20 protein-coding genes are annotated in these 21,665 nt (G+C 67.2%); 10 read left to right on the top strand and 10 right to left on the bottom strand.

Annotated elements, in window-relative coordinates:
* Nucleotides 1-13: 13 nt before the first annotated feature.
* Nucleotides 14-1,270, top strand: a complete 1,257-nt coding sequence (locus I1A62_RS33445; protein WP_219456601.1) for an erythromycin esterase family protein — start codon at nt 14-16, stop codon at nt 1,268-1,270.
* A gap of 9 nt (nt 1,271-1,279) precedes the next feature.
* Here the strand turns inward: I1A62_RS33445 and I1A62_RS33450 are convergent, their stop codons facing one another.
* The 5 genes from I1A62_RS33450 to I1A62_RS33470 are packed head-to-tail and all read right to left on the bottom strand — an operon-like array spanning nt 1,280 to nt 5,817.
* Nucleotides 1,280-1,693, bottom strand: coding sequence for a nuclear transport factor 2 family protein (locus tag I1A62_RS33450; RefSeq protein WP_087561140.1), 414 nt, complete (start codon nt 1,691-1,693; stop codon nt 1,280-1,282).
* Nucleotides 1,694-1,703: 10 nt separating this feature from the next.
* Nucleotides 1,704-2,567, bottom strand: a complete 864-nt coding sequence (locus I1A62_RS33455) for a TIGR03619 family F420-dependent LLM class oxidoreductase (protein ID WP_072947861.1) — start codon at nt 2,565-2,567, stop codon at nt 1,704-1,706.
* Between the two features lie 17 nt (nt 2,568-2,584).
* Nucleotides 2,585-3,760 (bottom strand): thiolase domain-containing protein, encoded by a 1,176-nt coding sequence (locus tag I1A62_RS33460; protein WP_095863230.1) that lies wholly within the window; start codon nt 3,758-3,760, stop codon nt 2,585-2,587.
* The gene (locus tag I1A62_RS33465) at nt 3,760-4,824 is read right to left on the bottom strand and encodes a thiolase domain-containing protein (RefSeq protein ID WP_124393262.1); all 1,065 of its coding nucleotides are present in this window, start codon (nt 4,822-4,824) and stop codon (nt 3,760-3,762) included. Before I1A62_RS33465 ends, I1A62_RS33460 begins: the two co-directional genes overlap by 1 nt.
* A 12-nt stretch (nt 4,825-4,836) precedes the next feature.
* Nucleotides 4,837-5,817: a Zn-ribbon domain-containing OB-fold protein gene (locus I1A62_RS33470; RefSeq protein ID WP_219461558.1), complete on the bottom strand. Its 981-nt coding sequence runs from the start codon at nt 5,815-5,817 to the stop codon at nt 4,837-4,839.
* A 79-nt stretch (nt 5,818-5,896) separates the two neighbouring features.
* Here I1A62_RS33470 and I1A62_RS33475 point away from each other — a divergent pair, with 79 nt between their 5' ends.
* Nucleotides 5,897-6,934 carry an LLM class F420-dependent oxidoreductase gene (locus I1A62_RS33475; RefSeq protein ID WP_219456603.1) on the top strand — a complete coding sequence of 346 codons (1,038 nt, stop codon included), beginning with the start codon at nt 5,897-5,899 and terminating at the stop codon, nt 6,932-6,934.
* Nucleotides 6,935-7,035: 101 nt separating this feature from the next.
* Here I1A62_RS33475 and I1A62_RS33480 read toward each other — a convergent pair whose 3' ends face one another.
* Complete coding sequence (locus I1A62_RS33480) at nt 7,036-7,995, bottom strand: hypothetical protein (RefSeq protein ID WP_219461561.1); 960 nt, start codon at nt 7,993-7,995, stop codon at nt 7,036-7,038.
* Between the two features lie 171 nt (nt 7,996-8,166).
* Entirely contained in the window at nt 8,167-9,018 is an 852-nt protein-coding gene (locus tag I1A62_RS33485; protein ID WP_219456605.1) for a crotonase/enoyl-CoA hydratase family protein, read from the bottom strand.
* A 79-nt stretch (nt 9,019-9,097) separates the two neighbouring features.
* Between I1A62_RS33485 and I1A62_RS33490 the strand changes: the two genes are divergently transcribed.
* A complete protein-coding gene (locus I1A62_RS33490) occupies nt 9,098-10,750 on the top strand; it encodes an acyl-CoA synthetase (RefSeq protein ID WP_219461563.1) in 1,653 nt (550 codons plus the stop codon).
* A complete protein-coding gene (locus I1A62_RS33495; protein WP_219456607.1) occupies nt 10,751-11,866 on the top strand; it encodes a nitronate monooxygenase family protein in 1,116 nt (371 codons plus the stop codon).
* Nucleotides 11,867-11,902: 36 nt separating this feature from the next.
* On the opposite strand, the gene I1A62_RS33500 is transcribed toward I1A62_RS33495, so the two are convergent.
* Genes I1A62_RS33500 through I1A62_RS33510 form a run of 3 tightly spaced genes read right to left on the bottom strand, consistent with a single transcriptional unit; the run spans nt 11,903 to nt 15,784 of the window.
* A complete protein-coding gene (locus tag I1A62_RS33500) occupies nt 11,903-13,474 on the bottom strand; it encodes a long-chain-fatty-acid--CoA ligase (protein WP_219456608.1) in 1,572 nt (523 codons plus the stop codon).
* A complete protein-coding gene (locus I1A62_RS33505; RefSeq protein ID WP_219456610.1) occupies nt 13,471-14,592 on the bottom strand; it encodes an acyl-CoA dehydrogenase family protein in 1,122 nt (373 codons plus the stop codon). Before I1A62_RS33505 ends, I1A62_RS33500 begins: the two co-directional genes overlap by 4 nt.
* A gap of 10 nt (nt 14,593-14,602) precedes the next feature.
* Nucleotides 14,603-15,784, bottom strand: a complete 1,182-nt coding sequence (locus tag I1A62_RS33510; protein WP_219456612.1) for an acyl-CoA dehydrogenase family protein — start codon at nt 15,782-15,784, stop codon at nt 14,603-14,605.
* Between the two features lie 247 nt (nt 15,785-16,031).
* Between I1A62_RS33510 and I1A62_RS33515 the strand changes: the two genes are divergently transcribed.
* The 6 genes from I1A62_RS33515 (at nt 16,032) to I1A62_RS33540 (ending at nt 21,665) form a co-directional block, all read left to right on the top strand.
* Nucleotides 16,032-16,223, top strand: a complete 192-nt coding sequence (locus I1A62_RS33515; protein ID WP_072947890.1) for a ferredoxin — start codon at nt 16,032-16,034, stop codon at nt 16,221-16,223.
* Between the two features lie 104 nt (nt 16,224-16,327).
* Nucleotides 16,328-17,245: a 3-oxoacyl-ACP reductase gene (locus I1A62_RS33520; RefSeq protein ID WP_219456613.1), complete on the top strand. Its 918-nt coding sequence runs from the start codon at nt 16,328-16,330 to the stop codon at nt 17,243-17,245.
* 576 nt (nt 17,246-17,821) lie between these two features.
* Nucleotides 17,822-18,586, top strand: coding sequence for an ABC transporter permease (locus tag I1A62_RS33525; protein ID WP_015888557.1), 765 nt, complete (start codon nt 17,822-17,824; stop codon nt 18,584-18,586).
* 20 nt (nt 18,587-18,606) lie between these two features.
* Nucleotides 18,607-19,458 carry an ABC transporter permease gene (locus I1A62_RS33530; RefSeq protein ID WP_072947894.1) on the top strand — a complete coding sequence of 284 codons (852 nt, stop codon included), beginning with the start codon at nt 18,607-18,609 and terminating at the stop codon, nt 19,456-19,458.
* Between the two features lie 12 nt (nt 19,459-19,470).
* Nucleotides 19,471-20,646, top strand: coding sequence for an MCE family protein (locus tag I1A62_RS33535; RefSeq protein WP_219456615.1), 1,176 nt, complete (start codon nt 19,471-19,473; stop codon nt 20,644-20,646).
* Complete coding sequence (locus I1A62_RS33540; RefSeq protein WP_257890603.1) at nt 20,643-21,665, top strand: MCE family protein; 1,023 nt, start codon at nt 20,643-20,645, stop codon at nt 21,663-21,665. Before I1A62_RS33535 ends, I1A62_RS33540 begins: the two co-directional genes overlap by 4 nt.

Consider the following 21,665-nt stretch of genomic DNA (forward strand, 5'->3'; position numbering starts at 1 on the left):
GTGGGAGCAGGTCATGACTGCGCGGTCCATCGTCCACGACCTGGGTGCCGGTTTCTCGGCGCCGGGAGATCCGAGCGTCACTGCCGCCCTCGGCGCGTTCCTTCGCCGTCTGGGCACCGCGCCCCGCCTGCTCGGGTTCGGCGAGCCCCTGCACGGGGAGGAGGGTTTTCTGCTGCTCCGCAACCAGATGTTCCGGTACCTCGTCGAACACGAGGGCTACCGTTCCCTCGCGATCGAAAGCAGTTGCCTGAAGGGGATACTCGTCGACTCCTTCGTGCGGGGCGCGAACGGCCTGCCACTCGACGACGTCATGGCACAGGGTTTCAGCCACGGTTTCGGCGAGTCCGTCGCCAACCGCGACCTGGTCCGATGGATCGCCGATTACAACAGCCGACGCGACCCCGACGAGCACGTGCGGTTCTCCGGTTTCGACGGCCCCATCGAGATGACGTCCGCCGACAGCCCCCGGCAGGCCCTGACCTTCCTCGACACGTACCTGCGGACCCACCTCGACGAACGGGACCTGCCCTGCACTCCCGACAGGATCTCCGAGCTGATCGGGGACGACGCCCGGTGGAGCGACCCGGCCGTCGCCATGGACCCGACCCGATCCGTCGGCGCCACCGCCGAGGCCGGACAGTTGCGTCTGATCGCCGACGACCTGATGACGCTGCTGGCGTCGGAAGCGCCTCGTCTCGTCGCTGCGGGCACCCGAGACGCATGGTGGGAGGCCGAACTGCACGGCCGCGTCGCGACCCGCCTACTCAGCTATCACGCCGGAATGGCGGAGAACTCCCCACGCCGCATCGCGAGGCTCCTGGGTATCCGCGACACCCTCATGGCGGACAACCTGTCCGCGCTGGCGCGGCGGGAGGCCGATCGGGGCCCGACGTTCGTCTTCGCCCACAACGGCCACCTGCTGAAGGGTGAAACCCACTGGGATCTCGCCGGAATGCACCTGCAGTGGTCGTGCGCAGGCGCCCACCTGGACTTGCGGTTCGGCGACGCCTACACGGTCATCGGTTCCGCCGTCGGTGAGGCGCCCGGCCACCGCATCGGACAGCCGCCACCGGGCACCCTCGAGGATCTGCTCTTCGCGGTCGGCGAGAGTTGTCTCGTGCCTGCCGCGGCGGTGGCGGACGCCGTCCGCGGCGCGGAGAAGCGCGCCGACCCGTCGGGCAACTCCACGTACTTCCCGCTGGACCCCGCGTGCCTCGGCGAACTCGACGCCGTCCTCTTCCTGCGGCATGTCGACGAGACCGCGGGGTGACCCGAACCCTCAGGCCTTACGCAGTGTCTTCATCGCCCGCTCGACCTCCCAGAAGGCCCGCAGCGACGTGATCTTGCCTTCGTCGTTCACGCGGTAGACGAACACGCCCTCGGCGTCGATCTGCGATCCCGCCACCGTCGACCGGATGGTCCCGATGTTCACGTTCTCGTTGCCGCACACCAATGAATCGGTGATGAGGAATTCGAGCGATTCGGTGGTCGCGATCGTCATGTCGTAGAACCGGGAGATCGCGTCGAGGCCGTGGTGCCCCTTCCCCTCGGGGTCGAAACCCGAAGGGCCGACCGGATCTTCGACACACGCGTCCTCGGCGAACAAGGCCAGCCACTCGTCCTTGCGCCTGCCGCTGGCCGCCGCGCGGGACGCCGCTCCGGCGAGTCGGGCAGGATGGTCGGTCGTCGTCATGTCCACACTCCTATCCGATGTACTGGTCGGCGAACTTGCGCAGCGACTCCTGCTTGGCGTCGAGCGGTCCGTCGAAGCCGATGCCGTCGAACACCCACGGGACGACGATCGTGTCGGTCACCCCGGCGTCCGCCAGTTCGGCGTAACCGTCCTTGCCGAAACGGTCGATGCAGACCGTCTGGATCTCGTACGGCAGATCGGCCCGGCCGTACTCCTCCCGCAGTTCCCGCAGTCGCGCGATGACCTGGACGAGGTCGTCGAACTTGATCATCGCCGACGTCCAGCCGTCGCCGACCCGGGCCGCGCGGCGCAGGGCGACGTCGGTGTGCCCGCCGACGTAGAACGGCACCGGCTTCGTCGGGGCCGGGCTCATCTGCAGGCGGTCGAAGTCGTAGAACTCGCCGTGATACTCCACCATCCCGCCGCCGAGGATCAGCTTGATGACGTCGATCATCTCGTCGACGCGTGCCCCGCGCTTCGCGTACGGCACCCCGCACCACTCGAATTCCTCCGGTGCCCAGCCGATCCCGACACCGAAACCGAACCGGTTGCCGATCAGGTTCGCCACCGACCCCACCTGGCGGGCCAGGAGCACCGGATTGCGGGACCCCAGCTTGAGGACCTGGGTGTAGAACTCGATCTTCGACGTCACCGCACCCATCGCGGCCGCCGCGATCAGCGGATCCACCCATGGCGTCTCCTCGGTCCACATCCGGGAGCCGTCCGGTGTGTACGGGTAGTCGGCGCTCTGCTTCTCCATGAAGAACAGCGAGTCGGGGAGTGCGATGGACGAGAACCCGCACTCCTCGGCTGTTTTCGCGAGAGCCGGCAACTGATCGAGGGGATTCATGGCGATGCCGACGGTGAATTTCACTGGTGACGTCCCTACTACTAGTTGTTCGGCCGGTCGGAACCGACCACCCACATCGAGAAGTACTGCGAACCGCCGCCGTAGGCGTGGCCGAGTGCCTTGCGTGCGTCCTTCACCTGATGGTCGCCGGCGCGGTGCATCACCTGCATCGCCGCCTCGGCGAACCGGATCATCCCGGAGGCGCCGATCGGGTTGGACGACAGGACGCCGCCGGACGCGTTGAGCGGGAGCCGGCCGCCGATGGCCGTCTCGCCGGCCTCGGTGAGTTTCCAGCCCTCGCCCTCGGCGACGAAGCCCAGATTCTCGAGCCACATCGGTTCGAACCAGGAGAAGGGGACGTAGATTTCGGCGACGTCGATCTCGTCGAGCGGATCCTTGATGCCCGCGGCCTTCCACAGCGCGGCCGACGCGTCCCGGCCGGCCTGCGGATTCACCTGGTCGCGTCCGGCGAACGTGGTGGGTTCGGTGCGCATCGCGGTCGCGTGAATCCACGCCACCTCACGGCCGTCCGCGACGACCTGCTCGGCGGCCTCCTCGTTGCCGATCACCAGAGCGCAGGCGCCGTCCGAGGACGGACAGGTCTCGTCGTAGCGGATGGGATCCCACAGCATCTGCGAGGCCTGCACCGATTCGAGGGTGATGTCGGGCTGCTTGAGATGGGCGTACGGGTTGAGGCTGCCGTTCAGCCGGTCCTTCACCGCCACCATCGCGCCGATGTGATCGGGTGCGCCGGACCGCCGGATGTACGAGCGGACGTGCGGCGCGAAGTACCCGCCCGCGCCTGCGCCGACCGGCATGTGGAACGGAATCGGGGTGGACAGCGCCCACATGGCGTTCGACTCGGACTGCTTCTCCCACGCCACCGTGAGCACCCGCTTGTGCACCCCCGACTTCACGAGACTCGCCGCCACGCACGCGGTCGAACCGCCGACCGAGCCCGCCGTGTGCACACGCAGGAGCGGTTTGCCGTTGGCGCCCAGTGCATCCGACATTGCGAGCTCCGGCATCATCGACCCCTCGAAAAGGTCGGGGGCCTTGCCGATCACGACGGCGTCGATGTCGTCCCAGCCCACCCGCGCGTCTTCCATCGCGCGGTCGATCGCCTCGCGCACCAGCCCGGCCATGGACACGTCGTGCCGTTTCGCCACGTAATGGGTCTGACCGGTGCCCAGTACGGCGGCCAATTGATTCGCCATCAGTTGCGTCCCTCCAAGACTGCGACCAGATTCTGTTGCAGCACAGCACCACTCGTGGCGTGAGCCAGCGTGCGCCCGGCGTTGCCGTCCATGATGGCCTTGGCTGCGTAACCTATGCGTTCCAGACCCGCGGAGAACATCGGATTCCCGCTCAGCGGGCCACCCGACGGGTTGATCGTCGTCGCATCGGACAGTCCGATGGCCTCGCGGAGAATCAGTTCCTGATGGGTGAACGGACCGTGCAGTTCGGCCACGTCGATACCGCCGACGTCCCCGCCGGTGGCGGTGCGGGCCGCGGCCGTCGTCGACGGCGAAACCGTCAGGTCGCGGGCGCCGAAGCCGGGCGAGTCGATCCGATGGTCGACCCCGGTGATCCAGGCAGGCCGCTCGCACAGTTCACGCGCGCGGTCGCCGGCCGCGAGCACGACCGCGGCGGCACCGTCCGTGATCGGAGCGCAGTCGTGGGCGCGCAACGGATCCGCGACGAACGGGCTCGCGAGCAGTTCGTTGATGTCGACGTGCCCCGACAACTGGGTGTTCGGGTTGCTCTCGGCCGCAGCCCGGCTGCGCGCGGCCACCGCCGCCATCTCCTCGGACGTCCACTTCCCGGCGTCGAGTCCGAGACGCGCCTGCAGTCCGGCGAGCGACACCGAGTCGAGGGCAAGCGGCGCGACCAGGTAGGGGTCGAGTTGCATCGAGAGGATCTTGCGGAGATTGCCCGCCGACGACTTGCCGAAGCCGTAGACCAGGGCGGTGTCGACCTCGCCGGTCATGATCTTGATCCAGGCCTCGTAGAACGCCCAGGCCGCATCCATCTCGACGTGCGACTCGTTGATCGGCGGCACCGCGCCGATCGAGTCGACGGCCGAGATGAAGGAGAACGAACGGCCTGCCAGGTAGTCCGAGGAACCGGAGCACCAGAAGCCGATGTCGGACTTGGTGATTCCCAGTTCCTCGTACAGCTGCTGGAAGCAGGGAACCAGCATCTCGACGCCGTTGGTGGTGCCGGAGGTCTCACGCACGTGCGGTGCGTGCGCAAACCCGACGACTGCGATATCTGTCATTGTGCCGCGCCCTTACAGGTGGTGTTTGTAGGTGTCGTACTCGGCGTCGGGCTCGCCCGTCGGCCTGAAGTACTCGATGTTCTCGAGGGTGTAGTCCCACTCCTCGCGCGGTTTCCACTTGGCCTCCACGCGCATGCCCATCCGCACGTCGGCGGCGTCGCAGTCGAGGATCAGGTGCAGGAACGCGATGTCCGCGCCGTCGAGCAGCACGTAGGCGGCGACGTACGGCGGCTTGATCCGCTGCCCGAGGAAGGGGACGTTCACGATGCAGAACGTCGTGACGATGCCCCGGTCCGGCAGTTCCACCTGCTCCTTCGTCGGGATGCCGTCGGTGGGGTTGGCGCTGCGCGGCGGGATGTACACCTTGCCGCCCGGTCCGGTGCGGCCACCGATCAGCTTGCCCTCCTTCAGCCCTCGGAGGTAGAAGCTCTCCTCGGCGGACGCGGAGTGCATATAGTCGAGATCGATCGGCGTCGTGACCATCGTGACCGGTTCCGACTCCGACGACGGTCCGGATTCGCCGGTCGACTCCCCGGGTTCGAAGCACACGATGTCCTGGATCCGCCCGACGCGTTCCTGCGCCCACCGCGCCCGCACCCGCATACCGGTGCTCATCCCGGCGGGGGAGGCGACGTCCACGGCGTGCACCAGCGACGTGTCGGCGCCGTCCAGCTTGATCAGCGCCCACGCGAACGGGGTGGTGAGTGGCTGTCCGGCAATCGGTTCCGGCATCCACGTCCAGCTCACCACGGTCCCGGCGTCGGAAACCCCGACGAAATCGGTGAGGGGTTCGGCGGTGTTCGGGTCGAATTCGGGTGGTGGGACGTAGACGCGTCCGTCCGAGCCGCGGGCGCCGATGACCTTGCGGTCGCGCAGCGCGGTCACGAAGGCTCCGACGGTCGGGCCCACCGATCGGGTGTAGTCGAATTGAAGTTTCAGCGGGGCGCTCAACGGTTCGTTCGAGAATTTTTCGGCCACCGCGCTCTTTCCCATGCTCACAACTTCGAGTAGAACAGGTTCTAGTGTTTGTGGCAAGGGTCACTTCTGACGACGGTCGATGCGGAGGCACACGATGAAGCTCGGGTTGCAACTGGGATACTGGGGCGCACAGCCGCCGACGAATGCCCCGGAGTTGATCGCCGCGGCCGAAGCCGAGGGATTCGACGCCGTCTTCGCCGCCGAATCCTGGGGATCCGACGCCTTCACCCCCCTCGCCTGGTGGGGTTCGAGCACCGACCGCGTCCAGCTCGGCACGTCCGTCGTGCAGATCTCCGCGCGCACACCCACCAGCACCGCCATGCACGCCCTCACCCTCGACCACCTCAGCGGCGGCCGCGCGATCCTCGGACTCGGCGTCTCCGGACCTCAGGTCGTCGAAGGCTGGTACGGGCAGCCGTTCACCAAACCGCTCGCCCGCACCCGCGAATACGTCTCCATCGTCCGCAAGGTGCTGTCGCGACAGGAACCCGTCACCAGCGACGGCCCGCACTTTCCCCTGCCCTACACCGGTCCCGGCAGCACCGGCCTCGGCAAGCCCCTCAAACCCATCACCCACCCACTCCGCCCCGACATCCCGATCTGGCTCGGCGCCGAAGGTCCCAAGAACGTCGCACTCACCGCCGAGATCGCCGACGGCTGGCTCGCCATCTACTACTCACCCCGCCTCGCCCCCATGTACAACGAATGGCTCGACGAAGGCTTCGCCCGCCCCGGGGCCCGACGCAGCCGTGAGGACTTCGAAGTCGCGGCCACCTGCCAAGTCATCGTCACCGACGACCGGGACGCCGCCATCGCCGGCCTCAAACCGATCACCGCCCTGTACGTCGGCGGCATGGGCGCCCCCGAACTCAACTTCCACGCCCAGGTCTACACCCGCATGGGCTACGGCGAGCAGGTCGAAGAAATCGGACGCCTCTTCCGCGCAGGCCGCAAAGACGACGCCGCCGCCGTCGTCCCCGACGAGATGGTCACCGAAACCATGATCATCGGCAACGTCGACGAAGTCCGCGCCGACGTCAAACGCTGGGCCGACGCCGGCGTCACCATGCTCCTCGTCTCCTGCCGCGACGCCGACCACGTCCGCGAACTGTCCTCCGCGGTCCTCGGCTGACCTCGTCCCTCTGCCCCCGCGCGCCCTCTGCCCCCGCCCCTGACCTCCCGCGCGCCGGGCGAATGTACCTTTCGGCGCACCTGAGGCGCTGAAAGGTACGTTCACCCGCGCGCGTCGAGCATCCGGACCGCCGGCCGGGGGCGGGACGACGCCAGTTCGTAGTGCGACCGGAGGTCGGTGATCACGCGGTCGGGGTCGTCGCGGACAGCGCTCGGCAGCGTCGGAAGGACGATGATGCCGTGGTTCTGCATCCGGGTGCGGCGCTCGACGGTCGATTTGTACGCCTTGGGTGCGAGATGCCAGTCGAGCGAGTCGATGTCCCACGCGAACGCGACCTCGTCGATCCAGCCGTCCGGCATGGCGATGAACTGTCCGGTGGCGTCGACGATCCTGCGATTGAAGACCATTGGGGGTAGTCCGCTCCGCAGCCACAGTCTGCGGGCCTCGGCCTCGGACACCGAGTGGACGTCGGCGCTCACCTCGCGCAGTACGGCGCGGGGGAGCGCTGCGCCTCGGCCGCTGCCCGAGTCCAACTCCGCGATCAGCTCGGCGACGCTCACCTCGCCCCGCTGGACCACCTCGGCGATGAGGGATCGAGTGCTGTCGAGGGTGCGGCACCGTCGCGCCGCGTCGAGCAACGCGCGCGGAAGCGGTGCGCAGGGAAGACCGTTGCGCGTCACCGGTGCCGGCAACCGCGTCGTACGTTCGACGAGAACGAATCCCGTGGACTGCACGCGCCGGTGCGTGGCGATCAGGACGTGGGCATCACCGGAGTACGACGTTCCGTAGCCGTACTCGTGCAGCGCGGCACGACCGGTGAGGACGGCGTTCTCACCGCTGAGCGCGATCGCGGCCACTGCACGCTGACGCGCAGTGGGGTGGCCGTTGCCGAGCATCACGACGCCCGGAAGGAGGCGTTGCCACGGCCCGCCCGGACGGCATCGAGCGTCGATCGCCGAATTCGACACACCCCACCGCCTCAACTCGGCGGTGCGGATGATTCCGGACCGGCTCACTCCGTACAGGTCTTCGAGGCGATGCCCCCACTCTGCGCGTCGCATGGAGTCGATCATGGCCCACCCGCCGTCGGCGGCAGTCTCGGTCACCGGGCGTTTTGGTGTGGCCTGTGGATAACTAGGGGCTGTGGATAACCCTCACACGCTGGGCGAATGTACCTCTCGGCGCCTCAGATGCGCTGAAAGGTACATTCGCCCGGCGAGGGAAGGGGAGGGTCAGCGGCCCTCGAACTTCGGCGCCCGCTTTTCGGAGAAGGCGCGGGGGCCTTCCTTCGCGTCGGCGCTCGTGAAGACCTCGGTGCCGAGGGCGGCGTCGATCTGGAAGGCCTCTTCCTCGTGCATGCCTTCGGTGTCGCGGATGGTCTTCAGGATGGCCTGGACGGCGAGGGGGCCGTTGGCGGAGATGAGGTCGGCGAGTTCGAGGGCCTTGTCGAGGGCCTGGCCGTCGGGGACGACGTGTCCGATGAGGCCGATCTCCTTGGCTTCGGGGGCCTTGATGTGACGTCCGGTGAGCAGGATGTCGGCTGCGACGGTGTACGGGATCTGCCGGACGAGGCGGACGGCGGAGCCGCCGAGGGGGAAGAGTCCCCATTTAGCCTCGGAGACACCGAATTTGGCGCTCTCACCGGCGACGCGGATGTCGGTGCCCTGCAGGATTTCGGTGCCGCCGGCGATGGCGGGACCCTCGACCGCGGCGATGAGGGGTTTGGTGAGGCGCCGACCCTTCAGCAGCGCCTCGATCTTGGACAGGTCCCAGCCCGAATTTTTCCCCTCGCTCCGCTCGCCCGCGCCGGAGAAGGAGTCGCCGGGGTGCTGCGACGTCATGGCCTTGAGGTCGGCGCCGGCGCAGAAGGCGCCGCCGGCGCCGGTGAGGATGGCGACCCGGATGTCCGGGTCGGAGTCGACCTGATCCCACGCGTCCCGCATGATCGTCATCATTTCGCCGGACAGCGCGTTCTTCGCCTCGGGGCGGTTCATCGTGACGATCAGGACGTGCCCGCGTTTCTCGACGAGGCAGTGCGGCGACTGTGCCGAAATGTCGGATTTCTCGGTCGTTGTAGAGGACACTGAAGTCTCCCGAAGGGTGTGTGAGCTGGCTCTCAAATTGGGTCTTGCCAGAAACGGTAACACGTTCTACTTTGTTGACGTGGCCCTTAATATCGCAGACCTCGTAGAGCACGCAATCGACCTCGTTCCGGACCGCGTCGCGTTGGTGTCCGACGACCGGGAAGTGACGTACGCGCAGATGGAGGAGCGGGCCAATCGCCTCGGCCACTACCTGCGCGAACAAGGTGTCCGGCCCGGTGACAAGGTGGGCATCTACTGCCGGAACCGCATCGAGGCCATCGAGGCCATGGTGGCGGTCTTCAAGATCCGTGCGGTGATGGTGAACGTCAACTACCGGTACATCGAGAACGAGTTGCAATACATCTTCGACAATTCGGACATGGTCGCGCTCGTTCACGAACGCCGGTACTCCGACAAGGTGTCGAACGTGCTCCCCGAGACGCCGCTCCTGAAGACCACCGTCGTGGTCGAGGACGGCACCGATCTCGACTACGAGGGTGTCGAATACGAGGCGGCGCTCGCGCAGGGTTCCCCGGACCGCGACTTCGGCGAGCGCAGCAACGACGACCTGTACATGCTGTACACCGGTGGCACCACCGGGAAGCCGAAGGGCGTCATGTGGCGTCACGAGGACGTCTGGCGGGTGCTCGGCGGCGGCATCAACTTCATGACCGGTGAATACGTCGAGGACGAGTGGGATCTCGCGAAGCTGGGCGCGGAAAGCCCCGGCATGACGCGTTTTCCGATCCCGCCGATGATCCACGGCGGTAGCCAGTGGGCGGTGTTCCAGAGTCTGTTCGGCGGCGGAAAGTGCGTCATGCACCCCGAATTCGACGGCCACGACGTGTGGCGGATCGTCGATCAGCACAAGGTCAACCTGATATTCATCACCGGTGACGCGATGGCGCGCCCGATGCTCGACGCGCTGGTGGAGGGCAACGAGGCGAGCGGCGAACCCTACGACCTGTCGTCGCTGTTCCTGATGGCGAGTTCGGCGGCGCTGTTCTCGCCCAGCATCAAGGAGAAGTACCTCGAACTGCTGCCGAACCGGATGATCACCGACTCGATCGGTTCGTCCGAGACCGGTTTCGGCGGCCTCAGCGTGGTCGCGAAGGGCGACTCGCACGGCGGCGGCCCGACGGTGAAGATCGACGCGTCCACCTCCGTGCTCGGCGAGGACGGCAACCCGGTGGAGCCCGGCTCCGGCGTGGTCGGCATCCTGGCGCGCAAGGGGCACATCCCGATCGGCTACTACAAGGACGAAGAGAAGACCAAGGCCACGTTCAAGGAGATCAACGGCATCCGCTACTCCATCCCGGGCGACTTCGCGCAGGTGGAGGCGGACGGCACGGTGACGATGCTCGGCCGCGGCTCGGTGTCCATCAACAGTGGCGGCGAGAAGATTTTCCCCGAGGAGGTCGAGGGCGCACTCAAGTCGCATCCCGACGTCTTCGACGCCCTGGTGGTAGGCATCCCCGATGAACGCTTCGGCCAGCGGGTGGCCGCGGTCATCCAGACGCGCGGTGCGACGCGCCCGAGTCTGCACGAGATCGCCGACGCGGCACGCAAGGAGATCGCGGGATACAAGGTTCCGCGCAGCCTCTGGTTCGTCGAGGAGATCAAGCGCTCGCCGGCGGGCAAGCCCGACTATCGCTGGGCGAAGGAACAGACCGAGACCCGGCCGGCCGACGACCACAACGGCAATGGTTCGCCCGAAAGTAAAGGCGCGTAAATGCATACGAGTGTGAGCGAGAAGTTCGGCATCGAGTACCCGGTGTTCGGGTTCACACCGTCCGAACACGTGGCCGCAGCGATCTCCCGAGCCGGCGGTCTGGGAGTGCTCGGCTGCGTCCGGTTCAACGATCCCGAGGAACTCGAGGCCGTCCTGGCGTGGATGGACGAAAACACCGACGGCAAGCCGTACGGCGTCGACATCGTGATGCCCGCGAAGGTGCCCACCGAGGGCACGTCGGTGGACCTGGAGTCGCTGATCCCCGCGGAACACCGTGCGTTCGTCGACCGGACCCTGTCGGAACTGGGTGTGCCGCCGCTGGATTCGGGTGCCGAACACGCGACCGGTGTGCTCGGCTGGCTGCACTCGGTGGCGCGGTCGCACGTGGACGTCGCTCTGAATCATCGAATTGCGTTGATCGCCAACGCGCTCGGTTCACCCCCGAAGGACGTCATCGACCAGGCCCACGACAAGGGGGTTCCGGTGGCCGCGCTGGCCGGCGCCGTGGAGCACGCGCGCAGGCACGTGGCGAACGGTGTCGACATCGTCATCGCGCAGGGATACGAGGCGGGTGGGCACACCGGCGAGATCGCGTCGATGGTGCTGGTTCCCGAGATCGTCGATGCCATCGGTGATTCCGCCGCCGTACTCGCGGCCGGTGGTATCGGCAGCGGACGCCAGGTGGCCGCGGCGCTGTCGCTGGGCGCGGCGGGGGTGTGGATGGGGTCGTACTGGCTCACCACGTCCGAGTACAAACTCGGCAGCGCGTCGGCGGAGGGCCCGTCCGCGATCCAGCGCGCCCTCCTCGGGGCGACGTCGGCAGACACGGTGCGGTCCCGGATCTACTCGGGCAAACCCGCGCGCCTGCTCAAGACCAAGTGGACCGACGCCTGGTCGAAGCCGGACGCGCCCGCCCCGCTGCCGATGCCGCTGCAGAACCTGCTGGTCAGCGAGGCGCATCAGCGGATCGCCGCGTCCGAGAACCCGGATGTCGTGGCGATGCCGGTGGGGCAGATCGTCGGGCGGATGAACGAGATCCGGCCGGTGGCCGAGGTGATGGACGAACTGGTCAAGGGCTTCGACTCGGCGGTCTCCCGCCTCGACAGCTTCCGATAGGTGAGTGGCACGGTGTGCGTCAGCACACCGTGCCACTCACCTGGGGGAGTAGCGGTCCCCGGTGCGGACCCACACCGGATCGGTGCATCCCGTGGCCTCGGCGCTCAGCACGCGGGTGAGCACCTTGAACGTGGCCGTCCGCGGGAACTCCGCGCACACCCGGATCAGACTCGGGCGCTGCTTCGGCCCCAGATCGGATTGCGCGTCGAGGAAGTCCGCGAACGCCACGGGATCGAAATCCCGGGTCGGCACGACGGCCGCCATCACCCGGTCCCCGATGGCGACGTCGGGCACCCCGTACACCGTCACCTGGGCGAAGCCGTCGTACCGCAGGAGGATGCGTTCGATGGGCGCCGATCCGAGGTTCTCGCCGTCGACGCGCAGCCACCCGGAACTGCGTCCCGCGAAGTAGACGAACCCGTCGGTGTCCCGATACGCGAGGTCGCCGCTCCAGTACTTTCCGTCGCGGATCCGCTCGGCGTCGGCCCCGGGATTCTTGTAGTAGCCCGCGAACGCCCCCGACCCCGCGACGTTGACGAGTTCACCCGTCGCGGCCTCCGCGTTGACCACCCGGCCGGCAGTATCGAATTCGGCAGGCGGGCACGGATCTCCGGTGTCTGGATCGAGGATCGCGACACCCTCGGGGAGCCTGCCCAGAGAACCCGGTGGCGCCTCCGGTGTCGAGGAGATGGCGATGCCGCCCTCGGTGGAGCCGAACCCGTCGATCACCGCGGTACCGAAGCGCCGCGCGAACGCCGCGACCGCGGGCGCGGAGCCCTCGTTGCCGTACATCACCCGCAGCGTGTTGTCGGCGTCGTCGGGCCGTTCGGGAGTCGCCAGCACATACGACAGCGGCTTTCCGACGTAATTGGCATACGTGACGCCGAACCTCCGCACATCGGGCAGGAAGTTCGACGCGGAGAACCTGCGCCGCAGCGCAATCGAGCTGTGCCCCGCGAGCGCGACGGACCACGCCGCCATCATGGCGTTCGAATGGAACATCGGCATCGACATGTACACGACGTCGTCCGGGGACAGCGCGAAGCGCTCGGCGAGCATGACGCCGGGTCCGGTGATCTTCGCGTGCGTGCAGCGCACCGCCTTCGGGTCGCCGCTCGTGCCCGACGTGAAGATGAGCATGAACAGGTCCTCGGGCGCGGCGGCCCTCGTGGTGAAGTCGGGGCGATCCTCGGCGAGCAGATCGGACCATGCCGGTGAATCCACGTCGACGACGGGAACACCGGGGTCGACGCCGTCCAGCAGGGCGGACCGGCCGGATTCGGTGAAGACCACCTGGCAGTCGGCCAGCGCGATGTCGCGGGTCAGAGCCTCCCCGCGCCGGGTGGTGTTGAGCCCCACGAGCACGGCGCCGGACAGCGCCGCGGCCCCGGCGAGGAGGGAGAACTCGGGGACGTTGTCCATCAGAACCCCGAAGTGCCGTGGCCGCTGCGCGTCGAGGAGGTCGTCGAGAATCGTGGCGCGCCGCAGGCTCGCCCGCACGTGTTCGGACCACGACACGAACCGGTCCTCGAAGTACAGGCCTTGCGCGCCGGAATCCGCGACACCGAGCAGCAGGTCCGCCACCGTGCGGGCGAGCGTGGTGGTCATGCCGGGACGGTGGCCAGTTCGGCGCCGAGGACCCGCAACTGCTGCGTGGCCGAACCGAGCCGGAACTCGAGCGCCTTGGCGGCGAGGAAGTACCGGTGCACGGGGTGGTCCTCGTCGAGTCCGACGCCGCCGTGGACGTGGACGAGGGTGTGCGACACCCGGTGTCCGGCGTCGGACGCCCAGAAGTTCGCGGTCTGGACGTCGCCTTCGCTGGGCAGTCCCTCGCTGAGCCGCCACGCCGCCTGCCACAGTGTGAGCCGGACGCCCTTCACGTCGATGTAGCCGTCGGCGAGTCGCTGGGCCACCGCCTGGAAGCTGCCGATGGGCCGGCCGAACTGCACTCGCTCCCGGGCGTAGGCTGCGGTGAGTTTCAGGGATTGGTCGAGGACGCCGTACTGGTACGCGCACGCGCCGAGCGTGCCGCGCTCGACGATCCAGTCGACGATCTCGCTGCCCTGCTCGACGGTGCCGAGCAGGCGGTCCCCGGTCAGCGACACTCCGCGGAGGGTCACCTCACCGACGCTGGCCAGGTCGACGGTCTGCTGGCGGGTGACGGTCACCCCGGCGTCGTCGGGGCGGACGAGGAACACCGCGACCCCGTCCGGGGTGGTTGCCGGGACCAGGAAGAGGTCGGCGGACGGTGCCGCGTCGACCACGATCTTGGTGCCGTCGAGCGTCCAGCCGTCCGCGCCGGGTTCGGCACGGGTCGTCGGCGCGGCCGGGTTGTCGCCGAGTTCCTCGTCGAGGGCCACGGTGAGGATCTTCTCGCCCCGCGCGGCCGGAGTGCCCCAGTCGGCACGCTGCTGTTCGTTTCCGTACTGCGCGATCGCCCCGGCCGCCATCACGATGGACGACAGGTAGGGGACCGCCGCCACGGCCCGGCCCAGTTCGACGAGGATGCTGCACTGCTCGAGGACGCCGAAACCGTCGCCGCCCACCGATTCCGGCAGCGCGGCGCTGAGGACGTCCGACGACGCGAGCGTGGACCACAGCCGGCGATCGAGACGATCCTCCGCCGCGTCGAGTTCGCGCAGCCGGTCGTTGGTGACGAGATCCGAGACGATTCCTCGGGTGAGCCCGGCAAGATCCTGCTGGGCCTCGGTGGGAGTGAAGTCCATGGTGGTAGTCCTAACGCTTCGCGGGGGGCAGGCCGAGGGCGGTCATGGCGATGATGTCGCGCTGCACCTCGTTGGTTCCGCCGCCGAACGTGAGGATCAGCGACGACCGGTGCATCCGCTCGAGCCGCCCACGCAGCAGGACACCCGGGGAGTTCTGCCGCAGCGTGGCCGACGGTCCGAGGATCTCCATCAGCAGCCGGTACGCCTCGGTGGCGAACTCCGTGCCGTACACCTTGTTCGCCGACGCCGCCTCCGGGCCGGGAGCGTGGTCGGTGGAAGACGCAATCTCCCAGTTCATCAACTTCAGGTACTCGGCCTTCGCGTGGACGCGCGCGAGATTGATCTGCACCCATTCCTGGTCGATGACGCGGCGACCGTCCGGCAGCTTGGTGTTCTGCGCCCATTCGCGCACCTCCCGCTGGGCCGTGAGGACCGGCCCGGCGGACGTCAGGGCGACGCGTTCGTGATTGAGCTGGTTGGTGATCAGCGCCCAGCCGCCGTGTTCGGGGCCGACGAGCGCGGACGAGGGCACCCGCACGTCCTGGTAGTAGGTGGCGCTGGTGTCCGGTCCCGCCATCGTGTGGACGGGGGTGTACGAGAAGCCTTCGGCGGTGGTCGGGACGATCAGCATGCTGATGCCCTTGTGCTTCTTCGCGTCGGGGTCGGTGCGGCATGCGAGCCACACGTAGTCGGCGTACGCGATCAGGCTCGTCCACATCTTCTGGCCGTTGACGACGTAGTCGTCGCTGTCCTTGACCGCGGTGGTGCGGAGGCTGGCGAGGTCGGTGCCCGCTTCGGGCTCGGAGTAGCCGATGGAGAAGTGCAGTTCGCCGGCCGAGATCTTGGGAAGGAAGAACGATTTCTGCTCGGGGGTGCCGAAGTGCATGATCGTCGGCGCCACCGAGTTGATGGTGAGGAAGGGGACGGGCGCGCCCGCGATGGCCGCCTCGTCGGTGAAGATCAGCTGCTCCATGGCGGATCGTTCCTGGCCGCCGTACTCCTTCGGCCACCCGAGTGTCAGCCAGCCGTCCCTGCCCATCTGGGCGACGACGTCACGGTAGACGTTGCCTTCGCCGTATTCGCCGGTGGTGGCGGCCAGTGCCTCTCGACGCTCCGGCGTCATCAGCTTCGCGAAGTACGCGCGCAGCTCTTCCCGCAGCTGTTGCTGCTGCGGTGTGTACGTGATGTGCATCGAAATACCTCTCCGGTCCGAGAGCGAAATCAGCTGAAATCTGGCACAGGTTCCAGTCTCTGCGGTGCATCGGCGGAGTCGGCTCGGGCCGGCCCCGGAGCGTGCCCGGTGGGCGTGCCCGCAGTCGTGGAACGAATCATTGCACACGACTGGAACAGGTTCTAGTGTTATCGCAGGAACGGCGTGCGCCACAGCCCGGCCGCACCCGGATCCGTGAGTGACGAGACGAGATGAAGTGAGGGTTGCCATGGAGGTCAGAGTCGATTTCGACCGTTGCGAGGCCAATGGTGTGTGCGTGGGGATCGCACCCGACATCTTCGAGCTCGACGACGACGATCAGCTGCACATCACGAGTGCCGTTCCTCCCGCTGACCGGGAGGAAGACGTGCGTACGGCGATCGCCCAGTGTCCGAGGGCGGCGCTCACCGAGCACCCCTGAGGATTGTTGCCCGGAATGAGAACACGTTCTACAGTGACGTCGACCTACCGCCGCGCCGTGGTTCACGACGTCCGGCGAGCGCACAGAACCAGGAGAGCGTGTTCATGAATGCTGTGGCTGACCGCGAAGTGACCTTGGACGGCAAGGTCGCCGTCGTGACCGGTGCCGGGTCCGGCCTCGGGAAGTTCGAGGCGATCGCACTGGCCCGCGCGGGTGCGTCGGTCGTCGTCAACGACCTGGCCGCGAACGAGGCCGTTGAGGCAACCCTGGAGGAGATCCGGGGCCTGGGCGCGAAGGTCGAGTTCGTGGCAGGGGACATCGGGGAGCGGTCTACCGCCGACGCGATCATGGAGGCGGCGCAGAGCCGGCTCGGCAGCCTCGACATCCTGGTGAACAATGCGGGCATCACGCGGGATCGCATGCTGTTCAACATGTCCGACGAGGACTGGGACCTGGTGCTGAAAGTTCATCTGCGCGGCCACTTCCTGCTGTGCCGCTCCGCCGCGTCGTACTGGCGGGGCAGGTCGAAGGAGGCGGGCGCGCCCGTGTACGGGCGCATCGTCAACACCTCGTCCGAGGCGGGGCTCCTCGGCCCCGAGGGGCAGGCGAACTACGGCGCCGCCAAGGCGGGCATCACCGCGCTCACCCTGTCGGCCGCCCGTGGGCTCTCCCGGTACGGCGTCCGGGCCAACGCGATCTGCCCTCGGGCCCGCACGTCGATGACGGAGAACGTCTTCGGGGAGGCCCCCGCGGAGGGGATCGACCCGTTGTCGCCCGAGCATGTCGCCGCGCTGGTCGCCTACCTCGCATCGCCCGCCGCCGACTCCGTGAACGGTCAGGTCTTCGTCGTCTACGGACCGATGGTTGCGTTGATGGCGGCGCCGGTCGTGGAGCGGCGCTTCGATGCCGCGGACGGCCGGTGGACGCCGGGTGCGCTCGCGGCGGAACTCGGGACCTACTTCGGGGACCGGGATCCGGCCGCGATGTTCTCGGCCTCCGCGGCGCTGCGCGAACTGGGCTGATCCGCGTTCCGCGGGGCGAAGAATCGACACGAAGCGGGTTTGCGTATCGTTTCCGCAGGTAATGCGTCCGCGATGGGCGATACTGAAGGCAACTGAACAGCTGCGGAGCGGGGCCGGGTGACGGTGGAGGGGTTGTGGAACGCGTGCCGGATTTGACTAGATCGTGTTCTAGTTTTCCGTCGTCGACCGGTTCGATCACCCTTGCCTGCGACACTCCCGAAGCGCCGGCGCCCAGCGGACGCGTGCGACCATGAGAATTGGACGCATAGACGATTCCCACGCTCGGCCTTACGTGATGATATTCATCTAAAGTTCTTGTGCTATAACGCCTTAGCGTCACCGCTCCGCGCTTCCGGCCGGCACGAACTGCCCGGCTCGGTCGGGCGGCGACACGCCCGGATTTTCGGTCGAATCCGTCCCTCGGGGCGTGCTGAATGTGGGACGATTCTTGCTGATGAACGACCACCTTTGACAGGTGAACACGTTCTAGTTAATATGACCTGAGTCACAGACCGCTGGGGGGCTGGGCTCGAACTGACAGTCGGTGCTGGGCGAGATCATGGACGAGGAGGACGGATGGTAGACCTCCTCGAGGTGCCGTTGCGTGCGGTCGGCGGGTTCTTCACGATGTCGGGCGAAACGTTGAGGGCAGTCTTTTCGAGGCCCTTCCAGCGTCGTGAGTTCGTCGACCAGGCGTGGTTCGTCGCCCGGGTCTCGATGGTGCCCACCGTGCTGGTGGCCATTCCGTTCACGGTGCTGGTGAGCTTCACGATCAACATCCTCCTGCGCGAGATCGGCGCGGCAGACCTCAGTGGCGCGGGCGCCGCTCTCGGCACCGTCACCCAGGTCGGCCCCATCGTCACCGTGCTCATTGTCGCGGGTGCGGGTGCCACCGCCATCTGCGCAGACCTCTCCGCCCGCACCATCCGCGAAGAGATCGACGCGATGCGGGTGCTGGGCATCAATCCGATCCACCGCCTGGTCGTGCCGCGCGTGCTGGCCTCGACCGTCGTGGCGCTCTTGCTCAACGGGCTGGTCTGCACCATCGGCATCCTCGGCGGTTTCGTCTTCTCGGTCTACATCCAGGACGTCAACCCGGGTGCGTTCGTCAACGGCATCACGCTGCTCACCGGTTTCGGGGAGCTCGTGATCTCGGAAGTCAAAGCCGGTCTGTTCGGCATGATCGCCGGCCTCGTCGCCGCCTACCTCGGCCTGAACGTCAAGGGTGGCGCGAAGAGCGTCGGTGACGCCGTCAACCAGACCGTCGTGTTCTCGTTCATGGCCCTCTTCGTGGTCAACGTTCTCGTCACCGCCGTCGGCATCAAACTGACGGCAGGGTGATCGACTTGGTGGTGGAGTAGATGGCACTAGCGGCGGCCGGGCGCTTTCCCCGAACTCGCAGACGGTTCGCGTCGGCGTCCCGTTCGATCGACCGGCTCGGTGAGCAGGCACTGTTCTTCGCGCGGGCCATCGGCTCGGCGCCCCGCGCTCTGATGCACTACCCGAGGGAGACGCTGCGGCTCATCGCCGAGATCAGCATGGGCACCGGTGCGCTCGCGGTGATCGGCGGAACGGTCGTCATCGTCGGCTTCCTGACCCTGTTCACAGGTGGCACCATCGCGGTGCAGGGATACAGCTCGCTCGGCAACATCGGCGTCGAGGCACTCACCGGCTTCTTCGCGGCGTTCATCAACGTGCGCATCGCGGCGCCGGTCATCGCGGGTATCGGGCTGGCGGCCACCATCGGCGCCGGCTCCACCGCCCAGCTCGGCGCGATGCGCGTGTCGGAGGAGATCGACGCGCTCGAGACGATGGCGATCCCGTCGATCCCGTACCTGGTCAGCACACGCGTGATGGCGGGCATGATCGCGATCATCCCGCTGTACGCCCTGGCGGTGATCGCGTCCTTCATGGCGAGCCGGTTCGCGACCGTCGTGCTGTACGACCAGTCGTCCGGCGTGTACGACCACTACTTCTCGACGTTCCTGATACCCACGGACATCCTGTGGTCGTTCGCCCAGGCCATTGTCATGGCGATCGCGATCATGCTCATCCACACCTACTACGGCTTCAACGCCTCGGGCGGCCCGGTCGGCGTCGGTGTGGCCGTCGGCAACGCAGTGCGCTCCTCGCTGATCGCCGTCGTCACCGTCACCCTGCTCATCTCGCTCGCCATCTACGGCGGGTCCGGCAACTTCAACCTTTCGGGATAGGAGTGCCGGTAGATGACTGATTCGAGTGGGAAGAAGAAGCTCGCGGCACTCGTTCTCGTGGTGAGTCTTCTCGCGATCATCGGTGTGTCACTGGCCATGTTCAACGGCACGTTCGACGAGACCACGCCCGTCACCGTGACGTCGGATCGCTCCGGGCTGGTGATGGAACCCGACGCCAAGGTCAAGCTCCTCGGTGTCCAGGTCGGCCGCGTCGCCTCCATCGAACACGTCACGGACGGCGCCGAGCTGAAGCTGGCGATGTACCCCGACATGATGTCGCTGATCCCGTCCAACGCGACCGTGGAGATCAAGTCCACCACCGTGTTCGGTGCCAAGTACGTCGACTTCGTGATGCCGGAGAACCCGTCGTCCACCCCTCTCCAATCGGGGGACGTCATCGCATCCGAGAACGTCACCGTCGAATTCAACACGGTCTTCCAGCATCTGTCCGACGTGTTGGCCAAGGTGCAGCCGGAGAAGCTCAACGCCACCCTCGGCGCCATCTCCTCGGCGCTGCACGGGCGGGGTGACGAACTCGGTGCCCTGCTCGAGCAGAGCGACAGCTACCTGGCGGAGATGAACCCGAGTCTGCCTCAGCTGCAGCAAGATCTGGCGAAGGCGGCGCAGGTCACCGACGTGTACGCCGACACCGCACCCGACCTGCTGCGGGTGCTCGACAACGCGACGGCCACCAGCGGCACCGTCGTCGACGAACAGGACAATCTGGACGCCGTGCTGCTCAACGTCACCGGGCTGGCCGACACGGCGAACACCGTCCTGACCGAGAACGAGCAGAACCTGGACTCCGCTCTCGGCTTGCTGCTGCCGACGACGGATCTGCTGGCCGAGTACTCGCCCGAGATCTCCTGCTTCATCGTCGGCCTGAACAACGTGATCCCGCTGGCCGAACAGCTCATCGGCGGCAATCAGCCGGGTATCGCGCTGAGTGCCAGCTTCATGTACGGGCAGGAGCCGTACACCTATCCGAAGGACCTGCCGAAAGTGAACGCGACAGGTGGGCCGAACTGCCACGGTCTTCCCAACCCTGATCTCAGCAAGCACGCGAACTTCGTCGTGGCAGACACCGGCACGGTGCCGTTCGTGCCGTCGACGGAAGTCCAGGTGCATCTGCCGAAGGTGTTCCAGCTGTTGTTCGCGGGTGTATACCCGGGGCAGGGTGGGCAGTGACTGTGCGAGCGACCACGGTCAAGCTGCTGATCTTCGCGACGGTGATGTCGGTGATCTTCGCCGGACTCGCCCTGGTGTTCAGCCAGTACCGTTTCAGCAGCTCCGACGGCTACCACGCCACATTCACCGACGTGTCCGGGCTCAAGCCCGGCGACAAGGTCCGCATCGCCGGCGTTCCCGTCGGCGCCGTCGAGAAGGTGGGCATCGACGACGACAACCTCGCCGACGTCGACTTCACCGTCGACACCAAGTACTCGCTGTTCGACGGGACCAAGGCCACGGTGCGGTACGAGAACCTCGTCGGCGACCGGTACATGGAACTCCTCGAAGGCGCCGGATCGGTGGAACCGCTCCCGGACGGCGGCTCGATCCCCGTCGAGAACACTTCTCCCGCACTCGATCTCGACCTCCTGCTGGGCGGGTTCAAACCGCTGCTGCGGGCACTGGACCCGCAGCAGGTCAACGACCTGTCTCAGGCGCTGGTCCAGGTGTTCCAGGGGCAGGGCGGCACGCTCGTCTCGCTGCTCGGCAGCACGAGCTCGTTCACGAACACCCTCGCAGACCGGGACCAGTTGATCGGCGAGGTGATCACGAACCTCAACCAGGTGCTCGGGACCATCAACGACCGCGGCGACCAGTTCCGCTCGACGCTCGACCAGTTGCAGCAGTTGGTGAGCGGCCTCTCCCAGGACCGCGATCAGATCGGTGACGCCATTCCCCGCATCGCCGGGGCGACCGGCGATCTCGCAAATCTGCTCGAGGGTGCGCGGCCGCCGCTACAGAGCACGATCGCCGAGGCCAACCGCACCGCGACGCAACTCCAGGCGGGCGAGGACGACCTCGACTGGGTGTTCCAGAATCTGCCCGACGCGTACCGCAGGCTCATCCGCATCGGCACGTACGGCAGCTTCTTCCAGATGTACGTCTGCACGGTCAAGTTCAAGTTCTCCGGCCCGGACGGATCGGATCTGCTCCTCAACATGCCGGGCGGTCAGACGGCAGGGAGGTGTGCACCGTAG

The organism is Rhodococcus sp. USK10, from assembly GCF_019378875.1.
GTDB classification, from domain to species: domain Bacteria; phylum Actinomycetota; class Actinomycetes; order Mycobacteriales; family Mycobacteriaceae; genus Rhodococcus_F; species Rhodococcus_F pseudokoreensis.